Origin of the sequence: Pseudomonas sp. WS 5021, assembly GCF_012985535.1 — a bacterium.
Classification (GTDB): domain Bacteria; phylum Pseudomonadota; class Gammaproteobacteria; order Pseudomonadales; family Pseudomonadaceae; genus Aquipseudomonas.
The window spans coordinates 490630-516493 of record NZ_JAAQWP010000002.1 but is presented as its reverse complement, the minus strand read 5'-3'; the positions used below and the strand labels follow the sequence as shown (position 1 = coordinate 516493).

At 61.3% G+C, this 25864-nt stretch carries 20 protein-coding genes; 11 read left to right on the top strand and 9 right to left on the bottom strand.

Annotation, left to right across the window (positions count from 1 at the left end; all coding sequences use genetic code 11):
* The first annotated feature begins 81 nt into the window (after positions 1 to 81).
* Positions 82 to 861, top strand: coding sequence for a TSUP family transporter (locus HBO19_RS08620; protein ID WP_029291538.1), 780 nt, complete (start codon positions 82 to 84; stop codon positions 859 to 861).
* Here HBO19_RS08620 and nudC read toward each other — a convergent pair.
* The 4 genes from nudC to HBO19_RS08600 form a co-directional block, all read right to left on the bottom strand.
* Positions 829 to 1662, bottom strand: coding sequence for an NAD(+) diphosphatase (gene nudC, locus HBO19_RS08615; protein WP_169951847.1), 834 nt, complete (start codon positions 1660 to 1662; stop codon positions 829 to 831). The genes HBO19_RS08620 and nudC overlap by 33 nt on opposite strands.
* A gap of 6 nt (positions 1663 to 1668) precedes the next feature.
* The gene (locus HBO19_RS08610; protein ID WP_169951849.1) at positions 1669 to 2481 is read right to left on the bottom strand and encodes a crotonase/enoyl-CoA hydratase family protein; all 813 of its coding nucleotides are present in this window, start codon (positions 2479 to 2481) and stop codon (positions 1669 to 1671) included.
* A 255-nt stretch (positions 2482 to 2736) separates the two neighbouring features.
* Positions 2737 to 4032: an ATP-binding protein gene (locus HBO19_RS08605; RefSeq protein ID WP_169951851.1), complete on the bottom strand. Its 1296-nt coding sequence runs from the start codon at positions 4030 to 4032 to the stop codon at positions 2737 to 2739.
* 4 nt (positions 4033 to 4036) lie between these two features.
* Positions 4037 to 4738 carry a response regulator transcription factor gene (locus tag HBO19_RS08600; protein ID WP_170057286.1) on the bottom strand — a complete coding sequence of 234 codons (702 nt, stop codon included), beginning with the start codon at positions 4736 to 4738 and terminating at the stop codon, positions 4037 to 4039.
* Positions 4739 to 4936: 198 nt separating this feature from the next.
* Here HBO19_RS08600 and HBO19_RS08595 point away from each other — a divergent pair, with 198 nt between their 5' ends.
* The 4 genes from HBO19_RS08595 (at position 4937) to HBO19_RS08580 (ending at position 10573) form a co-directional block, all read left to right on the top strand.
* The gene (locus HBO19_RS08595; RefSeq protein WP_169951855.1) at positions 4937 to 6094 is read left to right on the top strand and encodes an efflux RND transporter periplasmic adaptor subunit; all 1158 of its coding nucleotides are present in this window, start codon (positions 4937 to 4939) and stop codon (positions 6092 to 6094) included.
* 18 nt (positions 6095 to 6112) lie between these two features.
* Complete coding sequence (locus HBO19_RS08590; protein ID WP_170057285.1) at positions 6113 to 9205, top strand: efflux RND transporter permease subunit; 3093 nt, start codon at positions 6113 to 6115, stop codon at positions 9203 to 9205.
* An 80-nt stretch (positions 9206 to 9285) separates the two neighbouring features.
* A complete protein-coding gene (locus tag HBO19_RS08585) occupies positions 9286 to 9927 on the top strand; it encodes a DUF1345 domain-containing protein (RefSeq protein ID WP_170041349.1) in 642 nt (213 codons plus the stop codon).
* A gap of 184 nt (positions 9928 to 10111) precedes the next feature.
* Positions 10112 to 10573, top strand: coding sequence for a hypothetical protein (locus tag HBO19_RS08580; protein WP_170041348.1), 462 nt, complete (start codon positions 10112 to 10114; stop codon positions 10571 to 10573).
* A 64-nt stretch (positions 10574 to 10637) separates the two neighbouring features.
* Here the strand turns inward: HBO19_RS08580 and HBO19_RS08575 are convergent, their stop codons facing one another.
* From HBO19_RS08575 to HBO19_RS08565, 4 genes are all read right to left on the bottom strand, one after another.
* Positions 10638 to 12365: an autotransporter outer membrane beta-barrel domain-containing protein gene (locus HBO19_RS08575; RefSeq protein ID WP_346266484.1), complete on the bottom strand. Its 1728-nt coding sequence runs from the start codon at positions 12363 to 12365 to the stop codon at positions 10638 to 10640.
* A 6-nt stretch (positions 12366 to 12371) separates the two neighbouring features.
* The gene (locus HBO19_RS28695; protein ID WP_346266483.1) at positions 12372 to 12902 is read right to left on the bottom strand and encodes a hypothetical protein; all 531 of its coding nucleotides are present in this window, start codon (positions 12900 to 12902) and stop codon (positions 12372 to 12374) included.
* A 259-nt stretch (positions 12903 to 13161) separates the two neighbouring features.
* Positions 13162 to 15180, bottom strand: a complete 2019-nt coding sequence (locus tag HBO19_RS08570; protein WP_170057284.1) for a hypothetical protein — start codon at positions 15178 to 15180, stop codon at positions 13162 to 13164.
* Positions 15181 to 15375: 195 nt separating this feature from the next.
* Complete coding sequence (locus HBO19_RS08565) at positions 15376 to 16608, bottom strand: hypothetical protein (protein ID WP_170057283.1); 1233 nt, start codon at positions 16606 to 16608, stop codon at positions 15376 to 15378.
* A gap of 265 nt (positions 16609 to 16873) precedes the next feature.
* Here HBO19_RS08565 and HBO19_RS08560 point away from each other — a divergent pair, with 265 nt between their 5' ends.
* The 5 genes from HBO19_RS08560 to HBO19_RS08540 all read left to right on the top strand — a co-directional run bounded on the left by HBO19_RS08560 (position 16874) and on the right by HBO19_RS08540 (position 22008).
* Positions 16874 to 17893, top strand: coding sequence for a LacI family DNA-binding transcriptional regulator (locus HBO19_RS08560; RefSeq protein ID WP_170057282.1), 1020 nt, complete (start codon positions 16874 to 16876; stop codon positions 17891 to 17893).
* A 63-nt stretch (positions 17894 to 17956) separates the two neighbouring features.
* Positions 17957 to 18739: a TIM barrel protein gene (locus tag HBO19_RS08555; protein ID WP_170057281.1), complete on the top strand. Its 783-nt coding sequence runs from the start codon at positions 17957 to 17959 to the stop codon at positions 18737 to 18739.
* Positions 18732 to 19676 (top strand): sugar kinase, encoded by a 945-nt coding sequence (locus HBO19_RS08550; RefSeq protein WP_170057280.1) that lies wholly within the window; start codon positions 18732 to 18734, stop codon positions 19674 to 19676. The genes HBO19_RS08555 and HBO19_RS08550 overlap by 8 nt, the downstream gene beginning before the upstream one ends.
* 59 nt (positions 19677 to 19735) lie before the next feature.
* Positions 19736 to 21031 carry an MFS transporter gene (locus tag HBO19_RS08545; RefSeq protein WP_169951876.1) on the top strand — a complete coding sequence of 432 codons (1296 nt, stop codon included), beginning with the start codon at positions 19736 to 19738 and terminating at the stop codon, positions 21029 to 21031.
* Positions 21031 to 22008: a D-glycerate dehydrogenase gene (locus HBO19_RS08540; RefSeq protein WP_170041341.1), complete on the top strand. Its 978-nt coding sequence runs from the start codon at positions 21031 to 21033 to the stop codon at positions 22006 to 22008. The genes HBO19_RS08545 and HBO19_RS08540 overlap by 1 nt, the downstream gene beginning before the upstream one ends.
* Before the next feature lie 568 nt (positions 22009 to 22576).
* Here the strand turns inward: HBO19_RS08540 and HBO19_RS08535 are convergent.
* A complete protein-coding gene (locus HBO19_RS08535; RefSeq protein WP_169951880.1) occupies positions 22577 to 24202 on the bottom strand; it encodes a methyl-accepting chemotaxis protein in 1626 nt (541 codons plus the stop codon).
* Positions 24203 to 24436: 234 nt separating this feature from the next.
* On the opposite strand from HBO19_RS08535, the gene HBO19_RS08530 reads away from it, so the two are divergent.
* Positions 24437 to 25864 (top strand): nucleobase:cation symporter-2 family protein, encoded by a 1428-nt coding sequence (locus HBO19_RS08530; protein WP_169951882.1) that lies wholly within the window; start codon positions 24437 to 24439, stop codon positions 25862 to 25864.

Here is a 25864-nt window from a genome sequence, read left to right as displayed (position 1 = left end):
CGCCCTGACAATCGGTTATAGGTAAGCTATCGGACTTTCGCGCAGCCCCTTTCTGCGCCTCGCCGAAAATAAGTCGCCTCCATGCCTTTTGAACTCAGCGTTGACCTCACCACCCTGGCCATCCTCGCCGTGGTTGCCTTTATTGCCGGTTTTATCGACGCCATTGCCGGCGGTGGCGGCTTGCTCACCACCCCGGCCCTGCTCACCGCCGGCATGCCGCCCCACCTGGTGCTGGGCACCAACAAACTGAGTTCGACCTTCGGCTCGGCCACCGCCAGCTTTACCTTCTACCGGCGCAAGCTGTTCCACCCGCGCCAATGGGTGCATGCCATCGTCGGCACGCTGGTCGGCGCGCTGGTTGGGGCCGTCGTTGCCCATTACTTGCCCGCCGAGTGGCTGAACAAGATGCTGCCGGTGATCGTCTTTGCCTGCGGCATCTACCTGTTGTTTGGCGGCACGCCCAAGGCGCCGCTGGACGCCGATGCGCCGATCAAGAAGAAATGGCAGTCGACCCAAGGCTTCGGCCTGGGTTTCTATGATGGTGTGGCGGGCCCCGGCACTGGGGCGTTCTGGACCGTCAGCACGCTGCTGATGTACCCGGTGGACCTGGTCAAGGCCAGCGGCGTGGCGCGCAGCATGAACTTCGTCAGCAACGCGGCGGCGTTGTCGGTGTTTATCTTCAACGGTTCGGTGGACTGGATTGTCGGCCTGAGCATGGGCCTGTCGGTGATGGTGGGCGCGTTCTTTGGCGCTCGCAGTGCCATCAGCGGCGGCGCCAAATTCATTCGCCCGGTGTTTATCACCGTGGTCCTCGGCCTGACCGTGCGCCTAGCCTGGCAGCACTGGTTCAGCGTGGCCTAGACGGCGCGCCACATACAGGTCGATGAGGTAGCGGGCAATCGAGCGCGAGGCCGGCAGCGGCGGCAACTGGTGGATGTTGAACCACTGCGCATCTTCAATCTCATCGGCCTGGGGCACGATCTCGCCCCCGGCGTACTCGGCGTGAAAGCCCAGCATCATGGAATGGGGGAACGGCCAGCACTGGCTGCCCACGTACTGGATGTTCTGCACTTCAACCTGCACTTCCTCGCGCACTTCGCGGATCAGGCAGTCTTCGGCAGACTCCCCGGGCTCGGCAAACCCGGCCAGGGTGCTGTAGACCCCAGTGACGAAACGCGGCGAACGGGCCAGCAGAATCTCATCGCCACGGGTGATCAGCACAATCATGCTCGGTGAAATACGCGGGTAACTGCGCAGGTCGCACGCCTTGCAGAACATCGCGCGCTCGCGGGGCACCTGCACCATCGCCTGCCCGCAACTGCCGCAAAAGCGGTGCTCGCGGGCCCAGGTGCCGATTTGTGCGGCATAGCCCAGGACTTTGTACAGGCGGTGATCGCCTTGCAGCATAAACGCCCGCAAGCCTTGCCAGCGGCAACCTGGCACGTCGCCGGGGCTGTTCAGCTCCAGCAGATACACAGGCTCGCCGTCCAGATGGCCAATGCCATGCTCGGCCAACACTGGCAGGTCCTGGCGCTTGAGCCACTCCCTGGGAAACAGCGGCCCGTTGTCATCCACCAAAAAGCCTTCGCGGCTGCGGGCCACAGCCCAGCCGCCGGGGGCGTCGTTGTCCAGCAGCGTTGTGGTAATCCAGCCTGGGGTCATGTTCAGTCAATCCACGAATTCGGGTTTCTGCTTACTCATATGGGCCGCAATGGCCACGCGCAGGTCGTTGGATTGCAACATAGCAGCGTTCCAGGTGGCAACGTATTCCAGGCCGTCGTTGATGCTGTGGTCACGCATGTAGCTGATCATGGCCTTGGTGCCGGTCACGGCAATCGGCGATTTGGCGGCGATTTGCGCGGCAAGGTCCATCACCCCGGCCAGCAGGCTTGCGTGGTCGGCAAAGGTCCGGTTGACCAGGCCGATGCTGCGCGCTTCTTCGGCGCCAAAGGTGCGCCCGGTGTAGGCCAGTTCGCGCAGCATGCCGTCGCCGATGATGCGTGGCAGGCGTTGCAGGGTGCCGACGTCGGCGGCCATGCCGATGTCGATTTCCTTGATCGAGAATTGCGCATCGTCAGCGGCGTAACGCATGTCGCAGGCGCTGATCAGGTCGATGGCGCCGCCGATGCAGTAGCCCTGGATCGCCGCCAGCACCGGCTTGCGGCAGTTATCCACGGCGTTGAACGAGGCTTGCAGTTGCAGGATCTTGCGCCGCAGCAGGCGCGCATTGCGCCCCACGTCCTTGCCAAACTCATTGGCCACCGAGGCCAGCATCATCAGGTCGATGCCCGAGGAAAAGTGCTTGCCGGCGCCGCTCAACACCACTGCGCGCACCGCGTCGGTGTCGTCGATCCATTGGAAAATCTCGATGATTTCGCTCCAGAACGCCGCATTCATGGCGTTGATTTTTTCTGGGCGATTGATCTGCACATGGGCGACGTTGCCGTGGAGTTCGACGACAAAGGCTTGGTATTCGGACATGGCAGTGATCCTTGGCTGGCGGCTGATAAGGGCCGAACTATAGCAAGGGTGCGTCAGGGGCGGTAAGGCTGCGCATATGCCAAAAGCAGGACTGCAGAAAAACACCCATCAATGTGGCAGCGGGCTTGTGTGGGAGCGGGCTTGCTCGCGAAAGCAGTGGGTCAGTCAACATCAATGTTCGCTGGGCCGACGTCTTCGCGGCGATGCGGCGATCCGACAAGCCCGCTCCCACACAAGCCCGCTCTAGACAGACAGTCAGGTAGGCAGCCACAGGCGCAGGCGTGCGCCACCCAGTGGCGAGGCCTGGGCGGTGAGTGTGCCGCCCTGTGCTTCGACGGCCCGGCGGCTGATCGCCAGGCCCAGGCCGAAGCCACCGGTGGCGCGGTCGCGGCTGCGGTCCAGGCGATAGAACGGTTCGAAAATCCGCGCACGTTGCTCTTCGGGGATGCCGATGCCGTCGTCATCCACCCAGATCTCACAGCCCTTGGCGCAGACCTTGACGCCAATCTGGATGCGTCGCTCGCAATAGCGCATGGCATTGCGCAGCAGGTTTTGCAGGGCGCGGGCGGTGAGGCGTGGGTCGAGGGTAAAACGCTCCACGGCGCAGTCCAGCACCACATCAATCACAATCTCGGGGTTCTCCAGTTCGTCGTCGATGCTGCCCAGGATGCTGTCGATAAACTCATCCAGCACCACTTCCACCCGCTCGGGCAGTTGTGCCGGGTTTTGCAGGCGGCTGTAGGACAGCAGTTCCAGCACCAACTCATCCAGCTCGCGGATGTGCGCCACCAGGCCTTGCAGGCGTTCGCGGCTGGCGGCCGGTTGGTCTTCGGACAACGCCAGGGCCAGGCCGAAGTCCAGGCGGGTCAGCGGGGTACGCAGTTCGTGGGACACGGCGTTGAGCAAGTCACGCTGCTGGTTGAGCAGGTGTTCGATGTCATTGGCCATGGTGTCGAACACCGCCGCCAGGCTGCCGATGTTGGAGCTGGGCGGAATGTGCGTGCGTTCTTCCAGATGACCACGGCCCAGTTGCGCGGCCGTGGCCTTGAGGCGCTCCAGGTCGCGCCAGTGCGGGCGCAGCCACAGCAACAGGCCCCCCAGCAGCGCCGCGCCGATCAGTACGTTCATGGTCCAGTACAGCAGGTTCATGTCCAGCGGGTCGGGCGGGATGGTCAGCTTGACCGCCAATTGGTCATTGAGCGGCGAGCTGATTTCTTCCATCCAGCCCCACTCCCCCAGGCGGATGACCGGTTTGCCCTGCTCCAGCAACCGCTCCTCGGCCGGCGTATAGCGGGCATCCTGGCGATGCAGCAATTGCACCTTCAAGGGCGCAAAGTCCCGGGCCAACTGGTCGGTGACCTCGGACCAGCGCTCCACCGGCCGGCTGTGGTACTGACGCACGATCAGGCTCTGCAAGCCCCGGGATTGCTCGAGGTTGTAGTTCATGTAGCGATGATGGAAGACCTCGATGATGCCCATGGGAATCAGGTAGATCGCCGCGCTGTAGGTCACGATGGTCAGCAGGTAGAGACGGATCAGGAGCCGGAACATGCTGTCAGCATTCCCACTCGGAACGGCTGAACAGGTAACCCTTGCCCCACACCGTCTTGATCTTGCGCGCCTCGCCGGCATGGTCGTCGAACTTGCGCCGCAGCTTGGAAATGGCCACATCCACCGAGCGGTCGGTGCCGTTGAACTCGATGCCGCGCAGGCGCTGCAGGATCTGGTCGCGGCTGAGCACTTCACCGGCATGCCGGGCCAGCACCACCAACAGGTTGTATTCACCGCTGGACAGCTCCACCGCCTGGTCGCGCCAGGTCACGGCGCGCTCCGACAGGTCGATGCACAGGTTGCCCATGATGATTTGGTCATTGGCCGCCTGTGGCTCGCTGAGGCTGCTGCGGCGCAACAGAGTGCGCACCCGGGCCAGCAGCACCCGTGGCTCGCAGGGTTTGGTCACGTAGTCATCGGCGCCCATCTCCAGGCCCAGCACCTGGTCATGGCTGTCATCGCGGGCGGTGAGCATCAGGATCGGCAGGCCGGCCGAGTCGGCGCGCAGCAGGCGGCAGACTTGCAGGCCATCCAGGCCCGGCAGCATCAGGTCGAGGATCACCAGGTCCGGTGGGTTGAGCCTGGCCCGCTCGCGTACGTGGTCGCCACGGCTGAGCACATTGACGTGATAGCCATTGCGTTCAAGGTAACTGGCAATCAGCTCGGACAGCGCGGCGTCGTCTTCGACCAGGAGGATGTTGGGCATGGTGCTTCCAAATAATACAGTTTCACATTAGATCGTCATTGATCAGAAGAGCTTGTTAGGATCCACGGCCGTGAAGGATATACGCAGGCGCCTCGGCGTGCGCCGTACCTTACATTTCTTCACACACCACCTACACAGCTTCACAGCACCGAGCCGGGGGCGTCCGTAGGATGCGCCAGTCAATATTGGGATAAGAGCATGTCAAAGAATCTGTTTGCGCCGTTTTGCCTGCTGGCACTGACGTTGGCCCTGGGTGCCTGTGGCAACTCTGCGGACGACGCCCCGCAAATGCCCCTGGCCAAGGTACGGATCGAAACCCTCGAAGCCAAACCCCTGTCCATCAGCAGCGAGCTGAGCGGACGGATTGCCGCGCCACGCATTGCCGAAGTGCGCGCCCGGGTCGCAGGCGTGGTGTTGCAACGGGTGTTCAACGAAGGCCATGACGTCAAACAGGGCGACGTGCTGTTCCGTATTGATCCGGCGCCGTTCAAGGCCGACCTCGACAGTGCCCAGGCCAGCCTGCGCAAGGCCGAGGCCAATGCCTTCCAGGCGCGTCTGCAAGAGCAGCGCTATAGCCAACTAGTCGAAGGCAATGCCATCAGCGCCCAGGACTACGACAACGCCCGCGCCGCCGCCCGGCAAACGGCCGCTGAGGTCGCGGCCAACCAGGCAGCGGTGCAGCGTGCCAAGCTCAACCTCGGCTATGCCACCGTCACCGCACCGATCTCCGGGCGTATCGGCCGTGCGCTGGTGACCGAAGGCGCGCTGGTGGGCCAGAACGAAGCCACGCCCATGGCCGTGATCCAGCAGTTGGACCCGATCCACGCCGACCTCACCCAGTCCACCCGCGAACTCAATGACCTGCGTCGCGCTTTCCGCGCCGGGCATTTGAAGCAAGTGGGCCAAAACCAGGCCAAGGCCACGCTGATTCAGGATGACGGCAGCCTCTACCCGCTGCCGGGCAAGTTGCTGTTCGCGGAAATCTCCGTAGACCCCGGCACCGGGCAGATCATCCTGCGCAGCGAATTCCCCAACCCGGATCTCGACCTGTTGCCCGGCAGCTTTATCCGTGTGCGCCTGGAGCAGGCCGTCGACCAGCAAGGCCTGAGCGTGCCGCAGCGCGCAATCACCCGCGACAGCGCCGGCATCCCCATGGTGTTGCTGGTGGATGCCGAGCAGAACGTCAGCCAGCAACCGGTGGAATTGGGCGCAGCGGTCAATGATCGTTGGGTGGTCAACAGCGGCTTGAAGGCCGGGGACCGCATCATCGTCGAAGGCCTGCAACATGCGCGCCCCGGTGAAAAAGTCGAAGTGGATGCCAGCACCGCGCCTGTCGCCCAGGCAGCCGGCCAGTAATCATAGGGATCAGAGACAATGCCGCAGTTCTTTATTGACCGCCCGATCTTCGCCTGGGTGGTCGCCCTGTTTATCCTGCTGGCCGGCGCCCTCGCCATCCCGCAGTTGCCCGTGGCGCAGTACCCCAACGTCGCGCCACCGAAAGTGGAAATCTATGCGACGTACCCCGGTGCGTCGGCGCAGACCCTGGACGAAAGCGTGGTCAGCCTGATCGAGCAGGAGCTCAACGGGGCCGACCACCTGTTGTATTTCGAATCCCAGAGCAGCCTAGGCTCGGCCACCATCACCGCGACCTTCCAGCCGGGAACCAACCCGGAAATGGCCCAGGTCGATGTGCAGAACCGCCTCAAGGCCGTAGAGCCGCGCCTGCCGCAAGCGGTGACCCAGCAAGGCCTGCAGGTGGAGAAAGTGTCCGCCGGCTTCCTGCTGCTGGTGACCCTGACCTCCAGCGACGGCAAGCTCGACGACGTGGCGCTCAGCGACTACCTGGCGCGCAACGTGATGAACGAACTCAAGCGCCTGGACGGTGTGGGCAAGGCGCAACTGTATGGCGCCGAGCGGGCGATGCGGATCTGGATCGATCCGCAGAAACTCATTGGTTTCAACCTGACCCCGGCCGACGTCAACGCCGCGATTACCGCGCAGAACGCCCAGGTTTCGGCCGGCAGCATCGGTGATTTGCCAGGCACCAATACCCAGGAAATCACCGCATCGATTCTGGTCAAGGGCCAGCTCTCCACCCCCGCCGAATTTGCCGACATTGTGCTCAAGGCCAACCCGGACGGTTCCACCGTGCGCATTGGTGACGTCGCGCGGGTCGAGGTCGGCAGCCAGGAGTACCAGTTCTCCACGCGGTTGAACGGCAAGCCTTCCACCGCCGTCAGCGTGCAGCTGTCGCCCGGCGCCAATGCCTTGAGCACCGCGACCCTGGTGCGGGCGAAGATGGATGAGCTGTCGCGCTACTTCCCGGCCAACGTCGAGTACAAGATCCCGTACGACACCTCGCCGTTCGTCAAGGTCTCGATCACCAAGGTGGTCTACACCCTGCTGGAGGCGATGGCGCTGGTGTTTGCGGTGATGTTCCTGTTCCTGCAGAACATCCGCTACACCCTGATCCCGACGCTGGTGGTGCCGATTGCACTGATGGGCACCTTCGCCACCATGCTGTTGCTGGGTTTCTCGATCAACGTGCTGACCATGTTCGGCATGGTGCTGGCCATCGGCATCCTGGTGGACGATGCGATTGTGGTGGTGGAGAACGTCGAGCGGATCATGGTCACGGAGGGCCTGTCGCCCAAGGAAGCCACACGCAAGGCCATGGGCCAGATTACCGGGGCGATCATCGGCATTACCCTGGTGCTGGTGGCGGTGTTCCTGCCGATGGCGTTTATGCCGGGTTCGGTGGGGGTGATCTACCAGCAGTTCTCGCTGTCGATGGCCACCTCGATCCTGTTCTCGGCGTTTCTTGCCCTGTCCTTGACCCCGGCCCTGTGCGCCACGTTGCTCAAGCCAATTGCCAAGGGCGAGCACCATGCCAAGGGCGGGTTCTTTGGTTGGTTCAACCGGCGCTTTGAACAACTGACCGACCGCTACGAAGGCTGGGTCGCCTATGCCCTCAAGCGCAGCGGCCGCTACCTGCTGATCTACCTGGTCCTCCTGGTGGGCCTGGGCTTCCTGTTCAGCCGCCTGCCCGCCTCGTTCCTGCCAGTGGAAGACCAGGGGTATACGATCACGGATATCCAGTTGCCGCCAGGCGCGAGCAAGAATCGTACGGTGCTGGTGGCCGAGCAGATCGAGGCGCACAACGCCACCGAGCCGGGCGTTGGTGATACGACGATGATCATGGGCTTCAGCTTCTCCGGCTCCGGGCAGAACGCGGCGCTGGCGTTTACCACGCTCAAGGACTGGTCCGAGCGCAGCAGCGACGATTCGGCGGCCTCGATTGCCGATCGCGCCAACATGGCCTTTACCGAACTCAAGGATGCGATGGCCTATGCCGTGCTGCCGCCACCGGTGGACGGCCTGGGCACCTCCAGCGGCTTTGAGTTCCGTTTGCAGGACCGTGGCGGCGTGGGCCATGCCGCGTTGATGGCGGCGCGTACCGAGCTGCTGGCGGCGGCGGAAAAAAGCCCGATCCTGGCCAATGTGCGCGAAAGCGCCCTGGCCGAGGCGCCGCAAGTGCAGTTGGAGGTGGACCGCAAGCGGGCCAACGCCCTGGGCGTGTCGTTTGCCGATGTGGGCAATATCCTGTCCTCGGCCGTTGGCTCGGCCTATATCAACGACTTCCCCAACCAGGGCCGCATGCAGCGCGTGGTGGTGCAGGCCGAAGGCGACCAGCGCAGCCAGGTCGAAGACCTGATGAAGATCCATGTGCGCAACAACGCCGGGAAAATGGTGCCGCTGTCGGCGTTTGTCCAAGCGCGCTGGGTCCAGGGCCCGGCGCAGTTGACCCGTTACAACGGCTATCCGGCCATCGCTATTTCGGGTGAAGCTTCACCGGGTCATAGCACTGGCGAGGCAATGGAAGAAATCCAGCGTCTGGTCAGCCAATTGCCCGCGGGCCTGGGCCAGGAATGGACCGGGTTGTCGTTGCAGGAGCGCTTGTCGGGTTCCCAGGCGCCGCTGCTGCTGATGCTGTCGCTGCTGGTGGTGTTCCTGTGCCTGGCAGCGCTGTATGAAAGCTGGTCGATCCCCACTTCGGTGCTGCTGGTGGTGCCACTGGGGGTCTTGGGCGCGGTCATGGCGGTGTCACTGCGCGGCATGCCCAACGATGTGTTCTTCAAGGTCGGCCTGATCACGATCATCGGGCTGTCAGCGAAAAACGCGATCCTGATCATCGAGTTTGCCAAGGACTTGTATGACCAGGGCGAAGACTTGGTCGAGGCGACATTGAAGGCTGCTCGCTTGCGTCTGCGACCGATCATCATGACTTCGCTGGCGTTTATCCTGGGCGTGGTGCCGTTGGCGATTGCCACCGGCGCCAGTTCGGCGAGCCAGCAGGCGATTGGGACCGGGGTGATCGGCGGGATGATCACTGCGACGCTGGCGGTGGTGTTTGTGCCGGTGTTCTTTGTGGTCGTCATGAAACTGGTGCGCAAACGCAAAGATTGATACCCCCCTGTAGGGGCCGGCAAGCCGGCTCCTGCAGGAATAGGCTATGGTGCTCACATGTCCTGTGTTTGTGAGCCATCATGCCTTTTCTCGCCCGTACCCACCCTCGCCTGTCCGCTGCCGCCGTCCTGGGACTGGCAATCGGCATCCTGGCGCCCGTCGACTCAATCCTCAGCAAAATCCTGATCGGCTGGAACGTCGGGGTCTGGACCTACCTGGTGCTGATGCTGCGCCTGACCATCCGTGCCAAGGCCGAAGACGTCAAGCGCATCGCCGAGGTCGAGGACGAGAACGCCGGCCTGGTGTTATTTATGGTGTGCATTGCGGCGATTGCGAGCCTGGCCACCATTGCGGTTGGCCTGGCCGGCAGCAAGGGCCTGGATACGACCGAACGCCTGTTGCATTACGGTTTTACCGGGGTGACGGTGATTGGTTCGTGGTTGCTGATCGGGGTAATTTTCAGCGTGCATTACGCCCGCCTCTATTACACCTGGGAGGGCAAGGAACCGGCGCTGCGCTTTGCCGAAGGGCTACTGACCCCCAACTACTGGGACTTCCTGTACTTCTCCTTCACTATCGGCGTTGCCGTGCAGACCTCGGATGTGGGGGTGGCTACCCGGGCCATGCGCAAAGTGGTGTTGGGGCAATCGTTGATCGGTTTTTTGTTCAATACGGCGATCCTGGGTTTTTCGATCAACATCGCGGCGGGGTTGTTCGGTTAGTCTAAGTGCCAAAGAGTATTAACAGCGGCGTGCTTAGATTGTCATTAGATCATTCATAAGTCGTTGTCTTCGTATACTGTTAGTTCTGACAGTTTACAGCGCAGGTGCGGTGCTATTTCATGACTCAGACAGAGCCGTCAACATCTCTGTTACTCGCACAATCATCAGCGATGGAGAAGCGATCATGACCGAACAAGCGCAACAGTTGACCCCCGAGCAAAAAAAATTGCTTTACCCCAGGTTCCTTCTTGCAACTGGCACATTCGATGCACGTATCGATAATATACCGCTCCACTTTCAGACCTTGAAACTGCTGCATGACCCTATAGAAGCCATGTACCGCCTTAATGCGCGACATGCTGATAACTCAATCACAGTGAAAAAAATCACGATTGGGCTGCCCAACACCGTTCGTCAGGGGCAGGTACTGGATCTGAGTAAGTGGCAGACCAATGAGGTTAGTGTCTGGTATGCCATTGAGGGCACTCCGAATCCTAACTCCATGCGGTGTTCCACAGGAACTTTGATCGTTAATCGCTTGCAAGCAGGCACTGTCAAGTTCGGCGGTGAATTGAACGGTACCACCGATCCGGATGAAAACGGCAACAGGCATACAATACAAGTCGACTTTGATCTAACCAGTTGATCGCTTATGCAAGAGAAAAAAACGCCCGTATCCTTCGATACGGGCGTTAATAAGCGTCCTGTTTTTACCAGCTGTAACGCATACCTACGTTGGCGCCCCAAGGCTGCTCGACCCGGCCACCACTGCTGTGCTCAAGGTCAGCGTGCAGTTGCAGGTTCTGCGACAACTTCACCGCAACCCCTGCGCCGAACTCAGTGCGTGAGCCTGACAGGTCGTTGTTGAACACATTGTTGTTCACCTTGACCTTATTGTTGTTGGCAAACTCATGCACCATCGCTGCCCGCAGGTACGGCTGGACGACACTGCCACTGTCGAGTTGGATATCACGCCCAATCGTCGCGCCGGCCTTGGCCATGATCGAGCGGGTGCGCTCGCCATCGGCGTGCAGGCCATTGTCCAGGTTGTAATTGGCACCCTGGATGACCACGGTGGACAATTGTGCATACGGTTCGACGAAGTAGCCGTCATCGAGCTTGATGTTGCGCCCGAGCTCTGCCGACAGACCGCCACCGGTGTTGGCGTACTTGCCCTTGGACTTGGTACCGTCGCTCATGCCGACCTTGGACTCGTTGTTGAAGCGGTTGAGCTTGGCCACGGCGTCAAAGTACAGGCCACTTTCCTCATCCAGCCAGGTGGCATAGGCACCCACGTAGTAGCTTTTCACGGTGCCGGACGTACCGCGCTTGAGGTTCAGGTCCGAGGTACTGTGACCGGCCATCACACCTACCAGCCACTGGCTGTCGGCCAACGGCATGTCGGCACCCAGGGTGAAGCCTTGCTGGTTCTGGTCATAGCCCACACCAGTGCTCTCGGCCACCTTGTACTTGTTGCCGTAACCGCGCATCCACACACCCGCCTGACCAGGCTCGAAACGCAGTTCGCCCATGCGCGTACGCAATGAGGTCGCCTCGCCGTACCAGACGGTCGGTGCGGTGTTGAACAGCGCCATCACCGAGCGGGTGGACGGGCTGATCACACGGTTTTCCGGGTCGAGGAACCAGTCGGTGCCGTCCTTTTTCAGGCCGTAGGAGTAGGCGCCCACGTCGACGAAATCATTGGCCAGGGAGAACTGCGCGTCCCCGCCTTCGGTGTGCACGATACGAATCGCTTCAGGGTTGAGCGGCTCCACGCCAGTGGCCTCAAGCAGCAGGCTGTGGGTGCCGTTGGCTTGGCCATTGATATTCAGGAAGTCGGTGATACCCCGGGCAAAATCGGTGCCCATGACAAAGGTGCCGTTACCGTCGAGGCTGTCCAGGTCCAACTGATAGAACGCGTCGCTGTCGCCGAACTTCACCGTACCGCCGGCCAGGTTCAAGGCACCCACCTGGCTGTCGCCGGTCAACTCCCAGTAGGACTGGTCGCCGATGTTCAGGCTGCTGACATTGTGCAACTGGCCCGTCAGCCCGGCGTTGTTGTCGAGGTTCAGGTGCGCGGTGCTACCGTCTTCGACAATGATATTGCCGTTCAAGCGGCTGTTGTCGACGTTCATGCTCGCCTGGGCGCCGCCGTTGACTTCCAGCAACGTGCCATTGCCGCCGCTCAGGGTCGAACCATTGCGCACGTCGATTTCAACGTCCATCGGCTCGCCAGGCTCACCTTCGACAACAATGGCCGAGCCGCTGCGGCCTTCGACGCTGGAATTGTCCAGCACCAGCTTGCCGGCAGTGGTGCTGCCAAGGTTGTTGGTGAACAGCACGCCATTCTTGCCGCCAATGATGCTGCTCTGGCTGGCAGTCGCCGTTGCACCATCAAGCAACACGCCATAGCTGTCGGCGCCAGTGCCTTCGACCACGGTGTTCTAGTTGAAATGCAACTCGGCGTTGCCGTTGGCTATTGCCCCACCCTTTACACCGCGGATGATGCTGTTGAACACCTGGGCAATGCCGCCCGTTTGCGAGTTGAAGCTCTGGAACGCTTGCAGGCCGACAACGGTGTTGCTGGTGATGGAGCTGTCACGAATGATGGCTGTGCTGTCATCCAGGCGCACCGCGCCCCATGTCGAGTTGTTGGAATTGACCGTGGCACCGTTAAGACTGACGGAGGAGCCCTGTGTCGCGCGGATATCCTCGATCAGGCTGCCGGGATTGACATTCAGCGTCGAATCGTTGGCCAGGATATGGCCCGCACGGGCGCCGTTCATGGTCAGCTCGGACTTTTGATCGAGTTGCCAGTGATTTGTCGGTTCATCGGCGCCAATGACCTTGGACTCGCCAATCAGATGGCCGGCTTGCACATTGGTTTGCACTGCCGCAAACAGCAGGACAGTCATGGCTGGGACTTTCATCATCTTGCTCAAGGGTTTGAGCTCGAAGTTAATGGGTGCTGACATCGGGTTCACTCTCTGGGGTAGAGCCACTAAAAACGGCTTGGCTCGTTCCCCGCGGAATGAGGCCTCACCTGTACAGCGCAGAGGTTACGTAGTGAACATACCGACGACTGTAGGACTAATCTGAACGAGCAGTGTTAATCGGCAGCGCAGATGCATGGAAAGTGGCGCCCCCGGCAGACGGAACCGTCTAAACGCGCCAATCCAAGGCTTGCAGACGCACAAAAGGGAAGCCAGGCTTCCCTTTTGTGCTTGCAGCGGTTTATTGACTTATCAGAGTGGTTCCCAGGCTAGCCGGTACGCCATCACAGAATGAGTCAGGGTTGGAGAATACCGTGTATACCTCGGCCAGTTCGCCGCGACCGAGTCCCCCACCTGCCACGCCCGTGGTGTAGGTGACCTCGCACGGCCCAAACGCCACTTGAGCCAGGAACGGACGGTAGATGATATTTACCTCAATACCGTTGGCCACCTCGGCAGCGGTCAAGGGCGGGGTTGTAATAGTCAGTGTAAATGGCCCTGACGGATGCCCTGGGCGTTCGCTGGTAATGGTGATCGTAACATCCACGGTATTGCCCACTACCAGTCTTGCATCGCCCGGGATCAACACAGTGGCAGCCAGTACCGGTGGCGAGCCAGCCTGGATTGGTACCAGCGACTGACAGTTCCACTCACCAAATACGAGGCGCTGATACCTTGCAGGTGCCAGCTCCACCGTCACGGCATCGATCACATTGACCATGGTCACGGGCGATGGGTTTTCATTGGTGGTGCCGGGGCCAATCACAGAGTAGCTGACCGGTTGCATATTGTTGCCGTGGCGCGCCACTACGTCCCAGGGAATGGTAAACGTTGCGTCGGCGCCGGGAACTGTAGTGCTTAAAGGGAACGGCCCGACACGCTCTCTGGAGGTGCCCCAATACAGGTAAAACTCATTAGCTGCATGAGGCAACGCCGCAATGGTCCAAAGGGGGATCACAATAGTGACAGGCAGGTTCGCATCCCCGATGCGCAAGGTGTTCAACTCGTTGGAGTTGGCACCAAACACTTGCGGCGGGTTCAGCCCAGGGTTCACATCGCCTGGCTCCAGCGTGCCCGGCAGGACCGGCCCTTCGACCGACAAATCGAGCTGCAGGGTTTTATCTGGCGAGATGAAGAACACACCGTTGCGCTCGATCCGGTAACGCACATTTACCGTCTGCGGGCCCAGAGTCGCGGTATAGGCGGCCTTGATTGCGTCATTCATATTATTGAACACCACCGGGAAACCAGTGAGTTCGGTAGTTTGCGGGCCAAAGGGCTCGGCTTCCCATTGCGTCTCGAACTTGTCCAGCCCGGTCACGAAATTAACATACTGCTCAATATGCAGATCGATCCCTTGCACATAGTCCGCAATGCTGAGCAGGTCATCAGTGCTGCCGTTACGAGGGGCAGGCGCAAGTGGCAGGAACGGCGCCAATGGCACGGGATCGGCCAACAACGAAACCGTACGAAACTCATTGAACGACGGGCGACTGACGTTCCCTGCCCGGTCCCTGATGGTGTAGAAAAAGTAATAGAGCCCACTCAAGGTGATCAGGCTGGCTGGCAGGAAAAAAGTGCTCGACGCAGGTGGCGGCAGCATAGGCACACCTGGACCACTGACCAAATACTCGGGTCGAGGGTCCATGACCGGGCCGTAGTACACGTCAATTTCGTCCCCCGGTTCAAACCGTCCGGGCTGCGGCCCGAAACTGTTTGCCAGGATACGCACCTCCACGCCGCCCTGGTTGATCAGGAAAGCATTGTTGATAACCGTACCCGGCGGGGCATTGACTAACACTGGAGCGGTCGGCTGTTCACGGGACGCCGCTACGGCGTAGGGCGCAATGAGGTCAACCCGGAATGCGGCGGGGTTGGACTCATCCATCGCAGGACCCGGTACACCACCGGCATTACGGTATTGCGTGACTTTGAGTTCATAAAAGCCATGGGCGAACTCAAACTCGGGAGCCGGAGCAGGAACAAATCTATCGATTATTGCCGGCACGGGGTTCAAGTTGATCTGGAAGGGGGGCACGAAGGTGGTCCAACTGGGCACCGTATCTGTGGTTCTGCGAATTTCGACACTCAGCCAGTCGGTGCGCAATGAAATCAGCCCGGTTCGCAGTTGAAGGGTTATACCCGCCCGTGCAACGGCTACCGGGATGAGCCCGGATGCATCATCCAATGCTTCTGCAATCGTGGGGGCATCAATAACGAACGGCGCTGGTGTAATGGTGACGTCAGGGTTGCTGCTCATATCAGTCTCTCCTTAGTACTTAATGTAGGCGTCGAACAAACACTCATTAGGTGGCCAAGCCGCCATCGCCCGATACTTGAGTGATTGCCTGGTGACTGAAATCGCAGCAACACTCTCTCCAGCACGTAAAACACGCGGCCAAACAAACCACCTTTCGAATTACCCATCTGTTGTTAAAGCAAACGTGTAGGGTGTTCAGTCCTCGGGGCCATTGCCGTCAATCCAGCAATAAATAGGCGTGGGCGGTGGCGGTGAGGTGGGCACCACGCGGTCGAACTCCACATAGCGCGAAGAAGAACGGCCGATCACCACGCCGCCCCTGGACACCGTGTAACTGGCCTCGCCGCCGGCGTTTTTTTTCAGGGGCCGAATCACGCGCTCGACATCCAGAATCCAGAAGGTATAGCCCGCCGCATCGGCGACCCCATCCCAATAATGCGTGAGGGTTTCCACGATATTGGGGTCCGGATTGACATCCGGGTACTTGCCATACCCCTGGAACCGCAGCGTGATCAGGTCGCCAGCGTGTATGTCGGCGTGAGGGGCGACATACACCTCGACTCCCAACCAGATCGGCGGTTGGGTGCTGCAGGTCAGGAAACGGTTTGGATGCGACTCCGACTGCGGGAAACTGGGCCGAGGGTACCTGGATGGCGGCTGGCCGGTTTGCAGGCCCACTTGCGCCACCTGTGAAAACAGCGGATTGACGTTGCCTGCGCGATCCTTCAGGCGATAGAAGCAGAAGATCCAGAGCGCCCCCGGGAAACTGCGGAACACGGTGCTGGGCACATCCACGAATATACGGCCGGTGGCGCTGGTCAGCGGCGCTGAAACCAGGGTAGGCGCGCCGGTTGGCAAGGTGTTCATATCTGAAAAATACATCAGCACCTGATCACCCACCTCACGATCCAGATAGCCCTGGGGGATTTCCATGGGCACCTGGGGGTTGGCAATCAGGTAGGCCTCGGTGATCGGATCGATGGGAAAAATGGCCGGTGGCAGCAACGCCCCCCCACCGGGCGCATCGCGGTCGATCCTGATGGTCACAACCTCGGAGGCATCAACGCTGGGGCTGTTCGGCGTGCGGTTATGGATGCGAAACCGCAGATCAACAATTGCACTGTTGAGCAGGAATGCCTGAGGTATCTGCAGGGCGTAGGGAAAGTCGGCAGGCGTCATCGGGTTAGGCAGCAAAATCGGCGGCGTATCCAAGGGCCGGGCACCGCGAACGTTCCACTCGAACACCAGATACTGATCTCTGCCCGGACCGGGTAAAAACGCCCAGGGCGTCGGAATCTCAAGCTGCAGATCAGCGAAATAAAACTGTGCCGGCAGCAACCCATCAGGCAGCGCGTCGACGACGATAGGCGCTTCAATCAACAGGATGCCGCCTGGGCCATTGGATTGGCCAGCATTGTGGGTGCTCATCAAAACCTCCCATCACCTAGACACGCGCCAGGGCGTCGATGGATCACGGCGCTTGCGGCTCAGTTGGGATAATTGAACACCTCCAGCAGTGCTGCGGATACTGTCAGAACTAACAGGTCGGCTCGCCGCTCGTCGGTTTCACGCAGCCGGTTTTGGCAGTGTTCCAGCAAAGATTTTCTTGACGAAAGGGGCTGGCTGGTGTTTTCTGAAACCGGTTTCAATGCCCAGCGCACTGCCACCTCACACTAATAAGAAAGGCCCCGCCGTGACTTCATTCTCCGCCGCCCAACGCAGCCGCGTGACCATGCTTGATGTAGCCGAACGCGCCGGCGTCTCCAAAGCCAGCGTGTCGCGTTTTATCGGCGATGACCGCGCCCTACTCTCCGACGCCATCGCCCTGCGCATCGAGCAGGCTATTGATGACTTGGGCTACCGCCCCAACCAGATGGCCCGAGGCCTGAAACGTGGGCGCACGCGCCTGATCGGCATGCTGGTGGCCGATATCCGCAACCCCTATTCGATTGCCGTGATGCATGGCGTGGAAACCGCCTGCCGCCAGCACGGCTACAGCCTGGTGGTGTGCAACACCGACCGCGATGATGAGCAGGAGCGCCAGCACCTGGCAGCCCTGCGCGCCTATAACATCGAAGGCTTGATCGTGAACACCCTGGGCCATCACCTCGAACAACTGCTGGAACTGCAACGGGAAATGCCCCTGGTGCTGGTGGACCGCAAGGTCGACGCCCTGCACAGCGACCTGGTAGGCCTGGACAACCCACTGGCCGTGGGCATGGCGCTGGACCACCTGGAACACCAGGGCTACCGGGATATCTTGCTGGTCAGCGAGGCGGCCGATGGCACCAGTTCGCGGGTTGAGCGTATGGAGAGTTTCCAGGCCCAGATCCGCCGTCGCAAAAAAATGCGCGGCGCCGTATTGGAAATAGACCGCGACCTGCCCCACCGCTTGCAGACGTTTCTTGGCGCAGGCCAAGCCGGGCCCAAAGCGTTGTTCTGTGCCAACGGCATTGCCGCGCTGGCCTGTACCAAAGCCCTGCGCGAACTGGGTTGCCGATTGTTCGAGGACGTGGGCTTGCTCGCCCTGGATGATCTGGAATGGTACCCGCTGGTGGGCAGCGGCATCACCGCCCTGGCCCAGCCGACCGAAGCCATTGGCGCCAGTGCTTTTGAGTGCTTGCTCAAGCGCTTGCGCGGCGATACCGCGCCGACCCGTTCCGTGGATTTTGCCCCGCAACTGATCGTCCGAGGCTCAACCCAACCCGTGTAGGCATAACCGCCTGCACGAGCATTTTTTATCTTCAAATGAAACCGGTTTCAGAGATCAATAACAATGCACAGATACCCCGTTTCCATCAGCCTTTCCAGCTACGGCGCCGACCTGGTCCGCCAGCGCGGCCAACTGAGTTTTGTCGACCTGCTGACCGCCGCCGGCGCCACGCGCATTGAATGGCGTGAAGAACTGCTGACCACCGAACAGCCCGCTGAACTGGCGCAAGCCGCCGCAGCGCAAGGCCTGGAGTGTGTATTTTCCTCGCCCCTGGAACTGTGGGTTGCCGGGCGGGCGCAAGCCAACGCCGAGCTGGCCGCCACCCTCGACCGCGCCCAGGCGTTCGGTGCGCGCTGGTTGAAGGTGTCCCTCGGTTACTTCACCGACACCAACGACCTGCACAGCCTCAGCGCCTTGCTCAACCGCCACCCGGTGCGCTTGCTGGTGGAAAACGACCAGACCCTGCACGGCGGGCGCATCGAGCCGCTGCAACGTTTCTTCGATGAAGCTGAGCGCCTGGCGGTACCGGTGAAAATGACCTTCGATATCGGCAACTGGCACTGGCAGGACCAATCGGCGCGCACCGCTGCGCGCCTGCTGGGCCGCCATGTCGACTACCTGCACTGCAAGGCCGTAGAGCGTCGCGCCGACGGCAAGCTGGTGGCGTTGCCGCCGGGCACCGCCGACCTGCATCTGTGGGAACAATTGCTGCAACTGATGCCCCAAGGTATCAGCCGCGCGGTGGAATTCCCGCTGCAAGGCGCAGACCTGGTGGCGGTCACCACCGTGCAAGTCGCCGCCCTCACCCACCTTGGCCAACCGCGTGTGGAGAATGCCCATGTCTGAGATCGATATCCTCTCGTTCGGCGAGACCATGGCGATGTTCGTCGCCGAACAAACCGGTGACCTGGCCCAGGTCGGTCACTTTGAAAAACGCATTGCCGGCGCCGACAGCAATGTGGCGATCGGCTTGTCGCGCCTGGGCTTCAATGTGGCTTGGCTGAGCCGTGTGGGGGATGATTCATTGGGCCGCTTTGTGGTCGATACCCTAGAACGCGAAGGCCTGGATTGCCGGCATGTAGCGGTCGATCCGGCACACCCCACCGGCTTTCAGCTCAAGTCGCGGGAAGAGCGCGGCGACGATCCCAAGGTCGAGTATTTCCGTCGTGGCTCGGCGGCCAGTCACCTGTCCAGCGCCGTGATCACTCCACAGTTGCTAAAAGCACGGCACCTGCACGCCACCGGGATTCCGCCAGCATTGTCGGACGCTACCGCCGAGCTGTCGCGCGAGTTGATGAACCAGATGCGCGCGGCAGGCCGCAGTGTGTCGTTCGACCCTAACCTGCGCCCGTCACTTTGGCCCAGCGAGCAGAAAATGATCCGCGAAATCAACGCCCTGGCCTGCCTGGCCCACTGGGTGTTGCCGGGGCTGAGCGAAGGTCGCCTGCTGACAGGCTTCGAAGACCCGGCGGATATTGCCGCCTTCTACCTCGACCAGGGTGTGGAAGCGGTGGCGATCAAGCTCGGGCCCCACGGCGCCTACTACCGTAGCCATCTGGACCAAGGGTTTGTCGCCGCGGTGCCGGTGGCCAAGGTGGTGGACACGGTGGGCGCCGGTGATGGTTTTGCCGTGGGCATGATCAGCGCCCTCCTCGAAAACCTCAGCTTTGCCCAGGCGGTGCAGCGCGCCAACTGGATCGGCAGCCGCGCCGTACAGAGTCGCGGCGATATGGAAGGCCTGCCCATGCGCGCCGACCTGCCAGCCCTGCAAAAGGCCGGCTGACCCCCGGCGCTAAACCCGTTACCTGTTGCCACAACTACAACAAGCTCAGGAGCAAACCCATGACGACCAAACTCGCCACCCGCCGCTGGTGGTACATCATGCCCATCGTGTTCATCACCTACAGCCTGGCGTACCTGGACCGCGCCAACTATGGCTTCGCCGCCGCCTCCGGGATGGCCGAAGACCTGATGATCACCCCGGGCATGTCCTCGCTGCTCGGCGCGCTGTTCTTCCTCGGCTACTTCTTCTTCCAGGTGCCGGGGGCGATCTATGCCCAACGGCGCAGCGTCAAGAAGCTGATTTTTGTCAGCCTGATCCTCTGGGGCGGCCTGGCCACGCTGACCGGCATCGTGTCCAACGCCTACATGCTGATTGCCATCCGCTTCCTGCTCGGGGTGGTCGAGGCCGCCGTGATGCCGGCGATGCTGGTGTACCTGTGCCATTGGTTCACCCGTGCCGAACGCTCGCGGGCCAATACCTTCCTGATCCTCGGCAACCCGGTGACCATGCTGTGGATGTCGGTGGTGTCCGGCTACCTGGTGCAGCATTACAGCTGGCGCTGGATGTTTATCATCGAAGGCCTGCCGGCGGTGTTCTGGGCCTTTATCTGGTGGCGCCTGGCCGATGAGCGCCCAGCCGATGCCAAGTGGCTGAACGCCGGCGAGAAGCACGACCTGGAAACCGCCCTGGCCGCCGAGCAGGTTGGGCTCAAGGCGGTGAAAAACTACGCCGAAGCGTTCCGCTCGCCACAGGTGATCATCCTCGCGCTGCAGTTCTTTTGCTGGAGCATCGGCGTGTACGGCTTTGTGCTGTGGCTGCCGTCGATCCTCAAGGCCGGCTTGCAGATGGACATGGTCGAAGCCGGCTGGCTTTCGGCGTTGCCGTACCTGGCGGCGGTGATTGGCATGCTCGTGGTGTCCTGGGGCTCGGACAAGCTGCAAAAGCGTAAACGTTTCGTGTGGCCACCGCTGCTGATCGCTTCCGTGGCGTTTTATGGCTCCTACCTGCTGGGGGCCGAGCATTTCTGGTGGTCCTACACCCTGCTGGTGATTGCTGGCGCCTGCATGTATGCGCCCTACGGGCCGTTTTTTGCGATCGTCCCGGAAATCCTCCCGGCCAACGTTGCCGGGGGCGCCATGGCGCTGATCAACAGCATGGGCGCGCTGGGTTCGTTTGGCGGTTCGTACCTGGTGGGCTATCTCAACAGCAGCACCGGCTCGCCCGGTGCGTCCTACCTGCTGATGAGCGGCGCGTTGCTGCTGTCGGTGGTACTGACGATTTTTCTCAAGACCGGTGCCCGTGAGCCGTCCCCGGCAGCACCGTTGCACTCCTTGGATTTGAAGGTAAGAACCTGATGAAAAAACATGTCGTGCTGTACAAAAAACTCTCCGCGCCGCTGATGGCCCGCCTGCACGAGGCGGCCACCGTGACCCTGATCGAAAGCCTCGACGCCACGGGCCTGGCGCAACTGCGTGAGGCATTGCCCACCGCCCACGGCCTACTGGGCGCCAGCTTGCGCCTGGATGCGCAACTGCTGGACCTGGCGCCGCGCCTGGAGGCAGTGGCCAGTGTTTCGGTGGGCGTCGATAACTACGACATCGACTACCTGACCCAACGCGGCATTTTGCTCAGCAACACCCCGGATGTACTCACCGAAACCACCGCCGACACCGGCTTTGCCCTGATCCTCGCCACCGCCCGGCGCGTGGTGGAGCTGGCCAACATGGTGCGCGCCGGCAACTGGAACCAGAACATCGGCCCGTTGCACTTTGGCAGCGATGTACACGGCAAGACCCTGGGCATCATTGGCATGGGGCGCATTGGTGAAGCTCTGGCACAGCGCGGGCATTTTGGCTTTGGCATGCCGGTGATCTATCACAGCCACTCCCCCAAGCCTGCGGTGGAACAGCGCTTCGGCGCGCAATACCGCAGCTTGCCCGACCTGTTGCAGCAAGCCGACTTTGTATGCCTGACCTTGCCGTTGACCGCCGAGACCCAGGGGCTGATTGGCGCCAGGGAATTCGCGCTCATGGGCCCGGAGACGATCTTTATCAACATCTCCCGGGGCAAGGTGGTGGACGAGGCGGCGCTGGTAGAAGCGCTGCAACAGCGTACGATCCGCGCGGCGGGGCTGGATGTGTTCGAGCGTGAACCGTTGAACCATGACTCGCCGCTACTGCGCTTGAACAATGTGGTGGCGACGCCGCACATCGGCTCTGCCACCCATGAAACGCGGGAAGCGATGGCGCGGTGTGCCGTGGATAATCTGCTGGCGGCACTGGCGGGAGAACGACCGAAAAACCTGGTCAATCCCGGCGTATGGAAAGCCTGACAGCTCGACCAAATGGCGTGTGCCAGCCACCGCCATCGCGGGCAAGCCCGCTCCTACAGGGGATCTTCATCGGGACAGAAGTCTGGGCCACACCACCAATCAAGTGTAGGAGCTGGCTTGCCTGCGATAGCGGTATGCCAGCCACCGCAAACAGTGGCTGAGCCACCGCCATCGCGGGCAAGCCCGCTCCTACAGGGGATCTTCATCGGGGCAAAAGTCTGGGCCACACCACCAATCAAGTGTAGGAGCTGGCTTGCCTGCGATAGCGGTATGCCAGCCACCGCAAACAGTGGCTGAACCACCGCCATCGCGGGCAAGCCCGCTCCTACAGGGGATCTTCATCGGGACAGAAGTCTGGGCCACACCACCAATCAAGTGTAGGAGCTGGCTTGCCTGCGATAGCGGTATGCCAGCCACCACAAACAGTGGCTGAGCCACCGCCATCGCGGGCAAGCCCGCTCCTACAGGGGATCTTCATCGGGGCAAAAGTCTGGGCCACACCACCAATCAAGTGTAGGAGCTGGCTTGCCTGCGATAGCGGTATGCCAGGCACCCAAGCCTTCCCTGCTTAGATAACAAACCGCGCCACCATCGCATTCAAATCCACTGCCAGGCGCGACAGTTCGTGACTGGCGGCGCTGGTCTGGTGGGCGCCGGCCGCCGATTGGGTGGCCAGGTCGCGGATGTTCACCAGGTTGCGGTCCACTTCGCGGGACACTTGGGCCTGCTCTTCGGACGCGCTGGCGATCACCAGGTTGCGCTCGTTGATCAGGCTGATGGACTGGGTGATCTGCTCCAGTGCCACACCCGCCGCGCGGGCCATTTCCAGGGTGCTTTGGGTGCGCTGGTTGCTCTGTTGCATGGACTGCACCGCCTCACCCGTACCGTTCTGGATGCCGGCGACCATTTTTTCGATCTCCTGGGTCGACTGCTGGGTGCGGTGGGCCAGGGCGCGCACTTCATCGGCCACCACGGCAAACCCGCGCCCGGCTTCACCGGCGCGTGCGGCTTCGATGGCGGCGTTGAGGGCTAGCAGGTTGGTTTGTTCGGCAATCGCCCGAATAACATCCAGCACCTTGCCGATATCGCGGCCCTGGGTCGCCAGGCCTTCGATCAACACCGAGGTGTTCTGCACGTCCTGGGTCATGGTCTGGATCGCGCCCACGGTTTCCACCACGCGGTCGCGCCCTTCCCGTGCGGCCTGGTTGGACTGGGTCGAGGCCTCGGAGGTGGACACCGCATTACGCGCCACTTCTTCCACGGCAGCGGTCATTTCATTGACGGCGGTGGCGGCCTGGTCGATTTCATTGTTCTGTTGCTGCAAGCCCTTGGAGGCTTCCTCAGTCACCGCGCTCAGCTCTTCGGCGGCGGACGCCAATTGTGTCGCCGAGCCGGCGATATGCTGGATGGTCTGGCGCAGGTTGCCCTGCATGGTCGCCAGGGCACTGATCAGCCGCGCAGGCTCATCCTGGCCATCATCCTCAATAACCTTGCTCAGGTCGCCGCTGGAGATGGTCTCTGCGGCTGCCACGGCCTTGCGCAAGGGCGTGACAATGCTGCGGGTCAGCAGCCAGGCGAGCAATACGGTCATCAGTGCCGCGACCACCGACACCACGATTATCCCGCTGATCGCATCGCGGTAGCTGCGCCCGGCGTCGTCCCCGGCCTGCTTGGCATCGGCAGCGTTGATCGCAATCAACTTGTTGAGCTGTTCACCCATCTGATCGGTGCCGTCCTTGATCCGGCTGTTGATCAGGGCTCGCATCTCCTCGACCTTGTTCTGCTGGGACAATGTCAGCATTTCAGCCTGGGCTTTAAGGTAGTTGTCCAACGTTACTGCAAAAGTCTTGTAAAGCGCCGCTTCTTCGGCGCCGGCCGGCATCGCGGCGTAACCCGCCTGGGCTTGGCGGGCCTTGTCGACCAGGACATCAATGCGCGCCTGGGCATCTTGCAGGGCGCCAGGCTCGCGGTTGACCAGCACCCGGAACGACAGAATGCGCAGGCGTAATACGCTCTCGGTCATATTGGCCAGGTAGCCGACACTCGGCAGCTGGTTGGCGCCCATGTCCAGCGCGGCCTGGCGAATCAGGGTCATGCGGTTGACGGCAAACACCCCCAGAACAATCACAAGCAACGCAATAAACGCAAAACCGAGAAACGCCCGAGGTGCGATATTCAAATTACGGAGGGACATAGGAAAGCTCTCAAAGAGGGATGGCTGCGAGCGTCCTTGCCGCGACACGGTCACTTAGCGTCAACGCACCGAGATGACTGTTCGGCGCCACTGTTATAAGGGTTGTGTGGGCCTATAAGAGGTATCGGCCGGCTTGAGGCTTTTTGCACAAACCGGAGAAATATATTTTCACACTTTTGACAGTGGGCGCTTTCTGGCATCCTGCGCCTCCATTTTCTGACCCGAGCACGTATCTTGTCTGACGCTCAAGCCCCCCGCCCCCGTTATAAATCGGACCTGATCTATGGTCTGGAAGACCGTCCGCACTTCACGGCGGCGATTTTTGCCGCCCTGCAGCATGTGCTCGCCAGCTTCGTCGGGATCATTACCCCGACCCTGATCGTCGGCGGCGTACTGGGCCTGGAAAGCGAAGTGCCCTACCTGGTCAGCATGGCGCTGTTCGTCTCCGGCCTGGGCACCTTTGTCCAGGCGCGACGCTTCGGCCCGGTGGGTTCGGGCTTGCTGTGCCTGCAAGGCACCAGCTTTTCCTTTATCAGCGTGATCCTCAGTGCCGGCTTCATGGTCAAGGCCCGGGGCGGCGGCACCGAGGAGATTCTCTCGACGATCTTCGGCATCTGCTTCTTCGCCGCATTTATCGAAGTGGTGCTCAGCCAGTTCATCGGCAAATTGCGCAAGCTGATCACCCCGGTGGTGACCGGCACCATCATCACCTTGATGGGCCTGTCGCTGATCAAGGTCGCCGTGACCGACATGGCAGGCGGCTACGGTGCCGCAGACCTGGGCGCAGCGGGCAATATGGGGCTCGCGGCCCTGGTGCTGCTGACCATCGTGGTGCTCAACCGCTTCAATAACCCGTTCCTGCGCCTGGGCTCGATTGTCATCGGCCTGACATTGGGGTTTGTGGTGGCCTGGTGGCTGGGGCGCGTTGACTTGGCCGCATTGCCCCAGGTGCCGCTGATCAGCGTGCCGGTGCCGTTCAAGTACGGGTTCTCGTTCGACTGGGTGGCGTTTATCCCGGTGGCGGTGATCTTCCTGATTTCGCCCCTGGAAGCGGCCGGTGACCTGACCGCCAACTCGATGATTTCCCAGCAACCGGTCAAGGGCCCGCTGTATATCAAACGCATCAAGTCCGGCCTGCTTGCGGACGGCCTGAACTCGGTGATGGCCGCCACCTTCAACAGCCTGCCGATGGTGACCTTCGCGCAGAACAACGGGGTGATCCAGTTGACCGGCGTGGCCAGCCGCTATGTGGCGTATTTCATTGCCGGCCTGCTGGTGTTGCTGGGCCTGTTCCCGATGATTGGCGCGGTGCTGCAACTGATGCCCAAGCCGGTGCTTGGCGGCGCGACCCTGATCATGTTCGGTACGGTGGCGGTGGCCGGGATCAAGATCCTTGCCGAGGCCGGGCTGCATCGGCGCAATGTGCTGATCGTGGCGATTTCCCTGGGTATGGGCCTGGGCGTGGCGGCGGTGCCGGAAGTGCTGCGCGAACTGCCCAAGGCCTTGCATAACATCTTCGAGTCGCCGATTACCGTGGGTGCGTTCTGTGCGATCCTGCTGAACATTTTCCTGCCTGAAGAGTTCATAGAGCTGGAAGAAGATGAATTTGACCCGGAAGCCTCTACCCTCAAAGTGATGCAGGACCCGGAACCGACCAAATAG

What these genes read in the sequence shown, in the direction of transcription:
- HBO19_RS08610 (WP_169951849.1), bottom strand. Translation starts at nt 2,481, where the DNA reads ATGTCCGAATACCAAGCCTTTGTCGTCGAACTCCACGGCAACGTCGCC.
- HBO19_RS08580 (WP_170041348.1), top strand. Translation starts at nt 10,112, where the DNA reads ATGACCGAACAAGCGCAACAGTTGACCCCCGAGCAAAAAAAATTGCTT.
- HBO19_RS08535 (WP_169951880.1), bottom strand. Translation starts at nt 24,202, where the DNA reads ATGTCCCTCCGTAATTTGAATATCGCACCTCGGGCGTTTCTCGGTTTT.
- HBO19_RS08605 (WP_169951851.1), bottom strand. Translation starts at nt 4,032, where the DNA reads ATGTTCCGGCTCCTGATCCGTCTCTACCTGCTGACCATCGTGACCTAC.
- HBO19_RS08600 (WP_170057286.1), bottom strand. Translation starts at nt 4,738, where the DNA reads ATGCCCAACATCCTCCTGGTCGAAGACGACGCCGCGCTGTCCGAGCTG.
- HBO19_RS08620 (WP_029291538.1), top strand. Translation starts at nt 82, where the DNA reads ATGCCTTTTGAACTCAGCGTTGACCTCACCACCCTGGCCATCCTCGCC.
- HBO19_RS28695 (WP_346266483.1), bottom strand. Translation starts at nt 12,902, where the DNA reads ATGTCAGCACCCATTAACTTCGAGCTCAAACCCTTGAGCAAGATGATG.
- HBO19_RS08565 (WP_170057283.1), bottom strand. Translation starts at nt 16,608, where the DNA reads ATGAGCACCCACAATGCTGGCCAATCCAATGGCCCAGGCGGCATCCTG.
- HBO19_RS08585 (WP_170041349.1), top strand. Translation starts at nt 9,286, where the DNA reads ATGCCTTTTCTCGCCCGTACCCACCCTCGCCTGTCCGCTGCCGCCGTC.
- HBO19_RS08550 (WP_170057280.1), top strand. Translation starts at nt 18,732, where the DNA reads ATGTCTGAGATCGATATCCTCTCGTTCGGCGAGACCATGGCGATGTTC.
- HBO19_RS08555 (WP_170057281.1), top strand. Translation starts at nt 17,957, where the DNA reads ATGCACAGATACCCCGTTTCCATCAGCCTTTCCAGCTACGGCGCCGAC.
- HBO19_RS08570 (WP_170057284.1), bottom strand. Translation starts at nt 15,180, where the DNA reads ATGAGCAGCAACCCTGACGTCACCATTACACCAGCGCCGTTCGTTATT.
- HBO19_RS08540 (WP_170041341.1), top strand. Translation starts at nt 21,031, where the DNA reads ATGAAAAAACATGTCGTGCTGTACAAAAAACTCTCCGCGCCGCTGATG.
- HBO19_RS08545 (WP_169951876.1), top strand. Translation starts at nt 19,736, where the DNA reads ATGACGACCAAACTCGCCACCCGCCGCTGGTGGTACATCATGCCCATC.
- HBO19_RS08590 (WP_170057285.1), top strand. Translation starts at nt 6,113, where the DNA reads ATGCCGCAGTTCTTTATTGACCGCCCGATCTTCGCCTGGGTGGTCGCC.
- HBO19_RS08595 (WP_169951855.1), top strand. Translation starts at nt 4,937, where the DNA reads ATGTCAAAGAATCTGTTTGCGCCGTTTTGCCTGCTGGCACTGACGTTG.
- nudC (WP_169951847.1), bottom strand. Translation starts at nt 1,662, where the DNA reads ATGACCCCAGGCTGGATTACCACAACGCTGCTGGACAACGACGCCCCC.